The sequence below is a fragment of the Pseudomonas sp. FSL R10-1339 genome (assembly GCF_009600545.1).
GTDB classification, from domain to species: domain Bacteria; phylum Pseudomonadota; class Gammaproteobacteria; order Pseudomonadales; family Pseudomonadaceae; genus Aquipseudomonas; species Aquipseudomonas bubulae.
In genome coordinates this window covers 23370-30983 of sequence record NZ_WIVQ01000053.1, presented here as the reverse complement: position 1 = coordinate 30983, position 7614 = coordinate 23370, and the positions used below count along the sequence as shown (strand labels likewise).

Sequence of the window (7614 nt, the reverse complement as noted above, 5' to 3'; positions counted from 1 at the left end):
GATGTTTGGCAGGGACGCATAACGCGGCTCGTTCAAACGCAGGTCGGTGGTGATGATCGCCGGCAATTTCAGCGAAATAGTTTGCGCGCCGCCGTCTACTTCACGGGTCACGGCAACCTTGTCACCTGCCACTTCAACCTTGGACGCGAACGTGCCCTGACCGAAACCGGTCAACGCAGCCAGCATCTGGCCAGTCTGGTTGTTGTCGCTGTCGATGGCCTGTTTGCCCAGGATCACCAGCTGTGGCTGTTCCTTGTCGACAACGGCCTTGAGCAGCTTGGCCACGGCCAGCGAGGTCAGGTCTTCGGCGGACTCGACCAGAATGGCGCGATCAGCACCCAGCGCCAGCGCGGTACGCAGCTGTTCCTGAGCGGTGGTCGGGCCGATGGAGACGACGACGATTTCAGTCGCAACGCCTTTCTCTTTCAGGCGTACGGCTTCTTCCACGGCGATTTCGCAGAAGGGGTTCATCGACATCTTGACGTTGGCGAGGTCAACCCCGGAGTTGTCCGCTTTGACGCGCACTTTAACGTTGTAATCGACCACTCGTTTGATACAGGCCAGCACCTTCATTGTTGCTCCCTCTATGGCTACTTGATTGGAAACCTCTTAAACCGTCGCGGGCTCAACAGGCAAAATCAGTTGATCCGGCACCGACTGCCCCGAGTTGCGTGCCACGAAGTAGTACACCAGCGCTGGCAGCGTCAGGCCGATGATCCAGGAAATATCAGTCCCCCCCAGGTGTTCCACCAGAGGCCCGGTGTAAAAGCTGGTGGCGATAAACGGTAACTGCACCACCACCCCGAAGGCGTAGACCAGAATACCGCGCAGGTTCCAGCGCCCGTATCGGCCATTCGGGTTAGACAGCGCCGGTACGTCATAGCGCTCTTTACTGATCAGGTAAAAGTCCACCAGGTTGATCGCGCTCCACGGCGTAAAAAAAGCCAGCAAAAACAGAATAAACGCCGAAAAATCCTTGAGGAACGAATGCTGCCCAAGCAAGGCCAGAGCAGTGGCAAAACCTACCATCAGCAGGATGTAAAACAGGCGTAAGGCCTTGGAGATTTCATGGTTGCCGCGAAAGCCGCTGACGATGGTGGCCAGGGACATGAAACTGCCGTAGGCATTGAGCGTAGTGATGGTCACCTTGCCGAACACCACGCAAAAATACAGCAGCGCCGCCATCGCCCCGCTCGCCCCCATGCCGACGATGTAGGCCACCTCATGCCCGGCAAACTGGCTGCCGGCCAGGGCAGCCACAAACACACCGAAAACCATCGATATTTGCGAGCCGACGACAGAGCCCAGCCCCACTGCCAGAAAAGTTTTCAGCGACGAGGTGCTGGACGGCAGGTAACGCGAGTAGTCCGCCACATAAGGCCCGAACGCGATCTGCCAGGAGGCTGACAACGATATCGCCAACAGAAAACTGCTCAGGGAAAAGTGTTTATTGCTCAGCAACAGGCCAATGTCATTCTGAGCAATCAGGGTGTAGAACAGGTAGAAAAACGCCAGCACGCCGACCACGCTCGCCACACGGCCGATCATGTGAATGGTGCGATAGCCCAGAATGGTCAGCAGCACGATCAGGGCAGCAAAAATCAGGATGCTCCACGAGTCACTCACCCCCACCAGTTGCCCCACGGCCTGCCCGGCCAGCACCGAGCCGCTGGCCGAGAAACCGACATACATCAGGCACACCAGCACAATCGGGATCACGGCGCCATAGACGCCGAATTGCACCCGGCTGGAGATCATCTGCGGCAGGCCCAGCTTGGGCCCCTGCGCCGCATGCAACGCCATGATGGTGCCGCCCAGCACTTGCCCGATCAGCAGGCCGATCAGCGACCAGAACACGTCCCCTCCCAGCACCACGGCCAGGGCTCCGGTGACAATCGCAGTGACTTGCAGGTTGGCCCCGAACCACAAGGTGAACTGGCTGAACAGACGCCCATGGCGCTCTGACTCAGGGATGTAATCGATAGAGCGCTGTTCGACCAGCGAGGCCCGCGGTGAATCTTGGTTGAGCGTGGACATAAGCAGTTCCTTCAGGCTGGCACCCGGGGTGCGCCGTGTTGTTTTGGGAAAGACTTTTCCAATCCTTGGCCGGCGGATTATCTGGCTGCGTCGAGCAGGGCACGGGAGATAATGATTTTTTGTACCTCGGAGGTGCCTTCAAAAATCCGCAAGATCCGCGCATCACGAACATAGCGCTCCAGCGGCAAATCCCGGCTGTAGCCATAGCCACCGTGCAGTTGCAGCGCAGCATCGGTGATAAACCCGGCGCATTCGGCAGCGACCAGTTTGGCGGTGGCCGAGTCGAGGCTGAAACGCTCGCCGCTGTCACGCCGGGCAGCAGCTTTCATGGTCAGCATGCGCGCGCTTTCGAGCTGCGCATACATATCAGCCAGGCGCCATTGCGTGCCCTGATAAGCGGCCAGCGGTTTAGGCCCGATCTGCCGTTCACGCACCCAGCTCAGGCTGGCTTGCAGGGCGGCATTGGCAATCCCCAGCGACATGGCTGCCACTTCCACCCGCCCACGGTCCAGCACCGCCATGGCCGTGTTGAACCCCTGGCCTTCTACGCCGAGCAGTGCCGATTCGGGCAGCCAGCAGTCCAGCGCCAGTTCATAGATGGTACTGCCACGCAGGCCCATGGTTTTTTCCGGACTGGAGAAGCTGATGCCCGCCGTGCCCCGGGGCACCATAAAGGCACTGATGCCCTTGTGACCTGCATCTGCGTCGGTCTTGACGTAGAGCACAATAAAATCGGCCTCCCTGGCATTGGTGATGTAGTGCTTGTTGCCGCGCACCCGCCAACCACCTTCTTCACGTACGGCGCGGCTGCGCATATCCGCCGGGTTGGAGCCCGCCGCAGGCTCGGTCAGGGCAAAGGCACCGAGCAATTCGCCGCTGGCTGCCCGTGGCAGCCACTCATGTTTCTGTTCCTCGGTGCCGCCCAGCAGGATCGAGTCCGTGGCCAGAAAATGCGCAGTCATGGCCGAAGCGGTAGAGGCACAGGCACCCGCTACTGCTTCCACCACGCGGCTCATCGCCAGGCTGCCAATGCCCAGGCCGCCATATTGCTCTGGCAGGTTGACGCCCATGCAACCCAGATCGCTCAACGCCCGGATGCTGGCCAGGCAAAAAGTTTCGGTTTCATCGTAGTGCTGGGCCAGCGGCTGAATTACCTCACGCGCCACTTGCTCGGCACTTTCAACTACGGCCAATTCTTCTGCGCTCATTTCAAAGTTCATGCTTTCTCTCCTGCTTTGTTCAAGCCAAATGCGGCGTTGTCTGCGCCCAATCGCGGGGCAATGGTGATGGCGTGGGGTTTACGGCCATTGAAGAACACCGGTTGCGGCACCAGCGGCAATACGCTGCCCTCGGGCTGGAACTGCAACTGGCGTACACGGGCATGTTCACTGCCCGCAGCCTGGGCCAGATCCCACACCGGTGAAGACGGCACTCCGGCATCGAGCAGGCCGTCGCATAACTGTTCAACCTTGTGCTGTGTGGTCCAGGCCTCGATAACAGCGCGTAACGCCGGCTCATTCAGGGTGCGCTGGGTATCGTTGACAAAGCGCGCATCGGTGGCCAGCTCCGGCTGGCCCATGCATTGGCACAGGCGCTCGAACAAGCGATTGCTGGCCACTGCAATCACCACCTGACCGTCTGCCGCGCGATAGCTATCAAACGGCGTCGATACCGGATGCCGGTTACCCACCAGCCCCGGCGCCACACCGTTTGCATACAGGTTGGACAGACCGGTCATCTGCAGGCTGAACAACACGTCGAACATGGCCACATCGATGTACTGGGCCCCCGGGGCATGCCGCTCGCGGGCAAACAGCGCCGAGCTGATTGCCCAGGCTGCATACACCCCGGCACACAGATCGCCGATGGCCTCGCCGCTGCGGGTCGGCCCGGTAGCAGCGAAACCGGTAACGCTCATCAGCCCGGACATGGCCTGCGCGACGATGTCATAAGCCGGGCGACTGGACAGCGGGCCTTGCTGGCCGAAACCGGAGATGCTGGCGTAGATCAGCCGCGGGTTGTGCTGCTTGAGGCTGTCGAAATCGATGCCCAGGCGTTGAGTGACACCGGGGCGGAAGTTCTCGACCACGACATCGGCATCGGCCACCAGTTCGTAGAAACGCTGGCGGTCGGCCGGGTTTTTAAAATCGATTTCAACGCTGCGTTTGCCGCGATTGATCAGCCCGAAGTAGACACTTTCGCCGTCCAGAAACGGGCCCAGATGGCGGGCGTCATCGCCCTCCTCGGGCACTTCGAACTTGATGACGTCGGCCCCCAGATCAGCCAGCATCGCGGTGCAATGCGGCCCGGCCAGCACGCGGCTGACATCCAGCACACGCACACCTTGCAGTTGTCGGGTAAACGGACTGTCGTTCATTTTCACATCCTCAAATGCTCAAGCGGCACAAAGGTGCACACTTATACCAACCTGTATGTACAAGTGAATGCAAGTGAAGGGCCAACACCTGAACGAGATCAACCAGGAACGTACAAAACCAAGATAAATAGCTATTTAAATCAGATAGTTAAAAATTAAGAACTTTTTAATACGGAATATGAGCGCACAGAAAAAATGCAAAAAACTGCCGCAAATTTGGGCATAAACAGGCGGGAAGGTAACAAAAACGCACCAAAAGTAACGCGAGTAACACGGGGCCACCCGCGAGTACTCAGTTACCGCACTGCCCTTGCAGGCGATAGCGCGAACCCGGATAGACCAGCCGGGCACACCCCACCAACCCCTGTGCAGCCCAGGTCCGGCGGCGAATCAGCAGGCATGGCTCGTTGCGCTTTACGTTCAACAGGCGGCATTGCGCGGAAGTAGCATGAATCGCCTCCACCTCATGTTCGCCGCCGGTCAGTGGCGCCAGGTTCATCAGGTAGGCATAGGCTGTGGTGCGGGTGAAGTCCTGTTGCAGGTACTCAGGGGCGATCTCGGCATTGATATAGCGCTCCTCGATCTGCACCGGCACCTCGTTTTCGTAGTGCACCATCAGAGAGTGGAATAAGCGTTTGACCCCGTCCAGGGCAAAGGGCAACACCGGCGTGGTCTTGGCCGGGACCTCTTCGAGCACAATCACTTCGCAGCGGTGCACATGGCCACGATCAGCGATTTCCTGGGCGATATTGCGAATCTCGAACAACGCCGCACTGCCCTTGGGCACGGCGACGAAGGTGCCCACCCCTTGCATGCGCACCAGCAGCCCTTCGATGGTCAGCTCACGCAATGCGCGATTGATGGTCATGCGACTCACCCCCAGCTGGGCAAGCAGTTCACTCTCAGACGGCAACTTGGCATTGGGCAGCCAGGCCCCTGAACGGATTTTTTGCGTTATGGCCTGTTTGACCCGGGCATATAGCGGTGCCGGGCTTTCGATGGAAAATGGCGCAAGGGATGAATTGTCATCGACTGACTTGGACACAACGACTCCTGTTCGTAGGGCTGGGCATGCAGCCGGGCTGCGCCAGTTTACGCGCAGCCCGGGTCAAGCAAAACGAGGGATTAACGCGGCATGTAATCCCGTTGCCAACGACGAGGTATGCGCAACGACAACACGCCCAAAACAGCCGCAAAACCGGCGCTGAACAGCAGGGCCTGGAGGCCGAACTGCGCCTCCAGCAAGGCACCCAGCACTGCACCCAGCAACATCCCGGTCCAGGGCACCAGTTGCACGCGCCAGCCACTGCGCCGCTCACCCAGCAGCCAGCGGCCCAGCCCGCGACCAAAACGCGACAATGCCCCGGTCACGTAGGTCAGGCCCACCGGCAGGCCATTGACCTGCTCCACCGCAGCATTGAGCATGCCCATTGCCACGATGGCTGCCAGCAACGCCGGCACCTGGCTGGCAAACGGCAGCAAAGCTGCCGCACACAACAACCCCGCAATCACCAGCATCAAGGGTAAGGCGCGCCGTCCGCCCCAGCGCCCCAGCAATACCCCCAGGGCGTTACCGACAATAAACGCCAGTACCGCAAGCAGCAGGCGCAACGCCATCTGCAGGTCACCGTCACCGACGGCCACCGCCAGGCGCGTGGTGTTGCCACTCATAAATGAGACAAAATCACCGGTGGCCAAAAAGCCGATGGCGTCCGTCATGCCCGCCAGCACCGACAGGCTCGCCACCATGGCCAGCCCGACCCGGCCGCGCCAGGCACGTACTCGAAGATGCACGGGATTGCTCGGTTTTCGCAGTGGCGCTGGAAGCATGGCGCAAACCTCTGTAGGAATACCAGACTAAAGAGTGAACGATTTTGTCATACAAAAAAGCCACCATAGCATTCACCCTGCAGGACAATTACCGATCTAGCGCAGGTAAAATCGAACCAATTGTGAAAAAGGCATCTAATAAACGCTTCTGCCAAGGATAAGAGGCTCAGGTTTGCAGTAATGACAAGGATCAACACAGGGGCTGCCATGCCCACTGTGCCAGGCCAGTCAGCCTTAACAGATGTATGCAGAAGAATCCCATGACCCAGTCTGTTTGGATTAAACCTCGACTCAAGCCCTATGCATTGGCGGCTATCCCGCTGTTACTGATTGCCGGCGCTGTTGCGCTGGCGGTACATGCGGATGACGTCTTTGCCCAGCCGGTAGACGGTGTGCAAACCCTGGTGTTTTTGCGCCATGCGGAAAAACCCGCCGATGGCCTCGGCCAGCTCACCTGCCAGGGACTGAACCGCGCGATTGACCTGGCCACCCTGTTGCCTCAGCGCTATGGCAAGGCTGACTACGTGTTTGCAGCCAACCCTTCGCGCCAGGTTGAAGAAGGCGCCAATGATGATGCCTACAGCTACGTACGGCCGTTGATGACCATCAACCCGAGCGCCATCAAACTGGGCTTGCCGATCAATCTGGAGTATTCGGCCAACGATACCCGCCAACTGGCCAAAGAGCTGACCGACGACCAGTATCACAGCTCAACGATCTACACCGCCTGGTCCCATGGCTACTTGCCGGAACTGATCAACAGTGTCGCCAGTCAGGCGCTGGGCAAGAAGACCTCGTTCACCGAAGACTGGTCCGGTGGCGACTTTGACTCGTTGTATGTGTTGACCCTGACCTGGAAAGACGGCAAGGCCAGCCTGCTCAGTCGCGTCGACAAACAGGACCTCAACAATGGCTCCAGGGCGTGCCCGACCTGATCTGATCCATCCGCACCGGGATCACGGCGCGGTGGCGGCGCGGTTGAATTTTTCAGCACAAATGCCGATCATCCGGCGCACTCTCGGCAAAAAACGCTGTCAGATGCCACACTGACTTTCCAGCGCTGGCTGCTCGAACAAACCCGGCGCGACCCATCTCCAACTTGCGAACAGCTCAAGGTACATGCATGAAGATCAAGGTTACCGGTTTACCCCTGCTGATAGTGGCCTTGCTGGGACTGGCAGGCTGCGCGACCCCGAGCGTTGTGACCCTGCAAAACGGCACGCAATACCTGACCAAGGACCTGCCCACTACCACCAACAAGGACGGCTTCTATGAGTTCGTCGATATAGCAGGCAAGCACATAAAGGTCAGGGCCGAGGATGTATCAACGATCAAGGCGGATTGAAGATCAGCGGCAAGCGCCAAGGCTG

The 7614-nt window shown here is 59.1% G+C and carries 8 protein-coding genes; 2 read left to right on the top strand and 6 right to left on the bottom strand.

Annotated features, from left to right (window positions below; all coding sequences use genetic code 11):
- The 6 genes from GHO03_RS15685 to GHO03_RS15660 all read right to left on the bottom strand — a co-directional run.
- The coding region (locus tag GHO03_RS15685; protein WP_153400163.1) for an electron transfer flavoprotein subunit beta/FixA family protein at positions 1–573 on the bottom strand (573 nt) is incomplete at its 3' end.
- Positions 574–609: 36 nt separating this feature from the next.
- A complete protein-coding gene (locus tag GHO03_RS15680; protein ID WP_153400162.1) occupies positions 610–2037 on the bottom strand; it encodes a cytosine permease in 1428 nt (475 codons plus the stop codon).
- Between the two features lie 77 nt (positions 2038–2114).
- Entirely contained in the window at positions 2115–3257 is a 1143-nt protein-coding gene (locus tag GHO03_RS15675) for an acyl-CoA dehydrogenase family protein (protein WP_095020696.1), read from the bottom strand.
- Positions 3254–4414: a CaiB/BaiF CoA-transferase family protein gene (locus GHO03_RS15670; protein WP_095018698.1), complete on the bottom strand. Its 1161-nt coding sequence runs from the start codon at positions 4412–4414 to the stop codon at positions 3254–3256. Before GHO03_RS15670 ends, GHO03_RS15675 begins: the two co-directional genes overlap by 4 nt.
- Positions 4415–4706: 292 nt before the next feature.
- Positions 4707–5459: a histidine utilization repressor gene (gene hutC / locus GHO03_RS15665; RefSeq protein WP_095018697.1), complete on the bottom strand. Its 753-nt coding sequence runs from the start codon at positions 5457–5459 to the stop codon at positions 4707–4709.
- 80 nt (positions 5460–5539) lie between these two features.
- Positions 5540–6244: a YoaK family protein gene (locus tag GHO03_RS15660; RefSeq protein ID WP_095003339.1), complete on the bottom strand. Its 705-nt coding sequence runs from the start codon at positions 6242–6244 to the stop codon at positions 5540–5542.
- A 260-nt stretch (positions 6245–6504) separates the two neighbouring features.
- Here GHO03_RS15660 and GHO03_RS15655 point away from each other — a divergent pair, with 260 nt between their 5' ends.
- On the top strand, positions 6505–7179 hold the full coding sequence (locus GHO03_RS15655) for a histidine phosphatase family protein (protein WP_153400161.1): 675 nt from the start codon (positions 6505–6507) through the stop codon (positions 7177–7179).
- A gap of 188 nt (positions 7180–7367) precedes the next feature.
- Positions 7368–7589: a YgdI/YgdR family lipoprotein gene (locus tag GHO03_RS15650; protein WP_095003337.1), complete on the top strand. Its 222-nt coding sequence runs from the start codon at positions 7368–7370 to the stop codon at positions 7587–7589.
- Positions 7590–7614 lie beyond the last annotated feature (25 nt).

Coding starts and splice junctions, on each gene's coding strand:
- GHO03_RS15680 (WP_153400162.1), bottom strand. CDS start 2,037: ATGTCCACGCTCAACCAAGATTCACCGCGGGCCTCGCTGGTCGAACAG.
- GHO03_RS15675 (WP_095020696.1), bottom strand. CDS start 3,257: ATGAACTTTGAAATGAGCGCAGAAGAATTGGCCGTAGTTGAAAGTGCC.
- GHO03_RS15670 (WP_095018698.1), bottom strand. CDS start 4,414: ATGAACGACAGTCCGTTTACCCGACAACTGCAAGGTGTGCGTGTGCTG.
- GHO03_RS15660 (WP_095003339.1), bottom strand. CDS start 6,244: ATGCTTCCAGCGCCACTGCGAAAACCGAGCAATCCCGTGCATCTTCGA.
- GHO03_RS15655 (WP_153400161.1), top strand. CDS start 6,505: ATGACCCAGTCTGTTTGGATTAAACCTCGACTCAAGCCCTATGCATTG.
- GHO03_RS15650 (WP_095003337.1), top strand. CDS start 7,368: ATGAAGATCAAGGTTACCGGTTTACCCCTGCTGATAGTGGCCTTGCTG.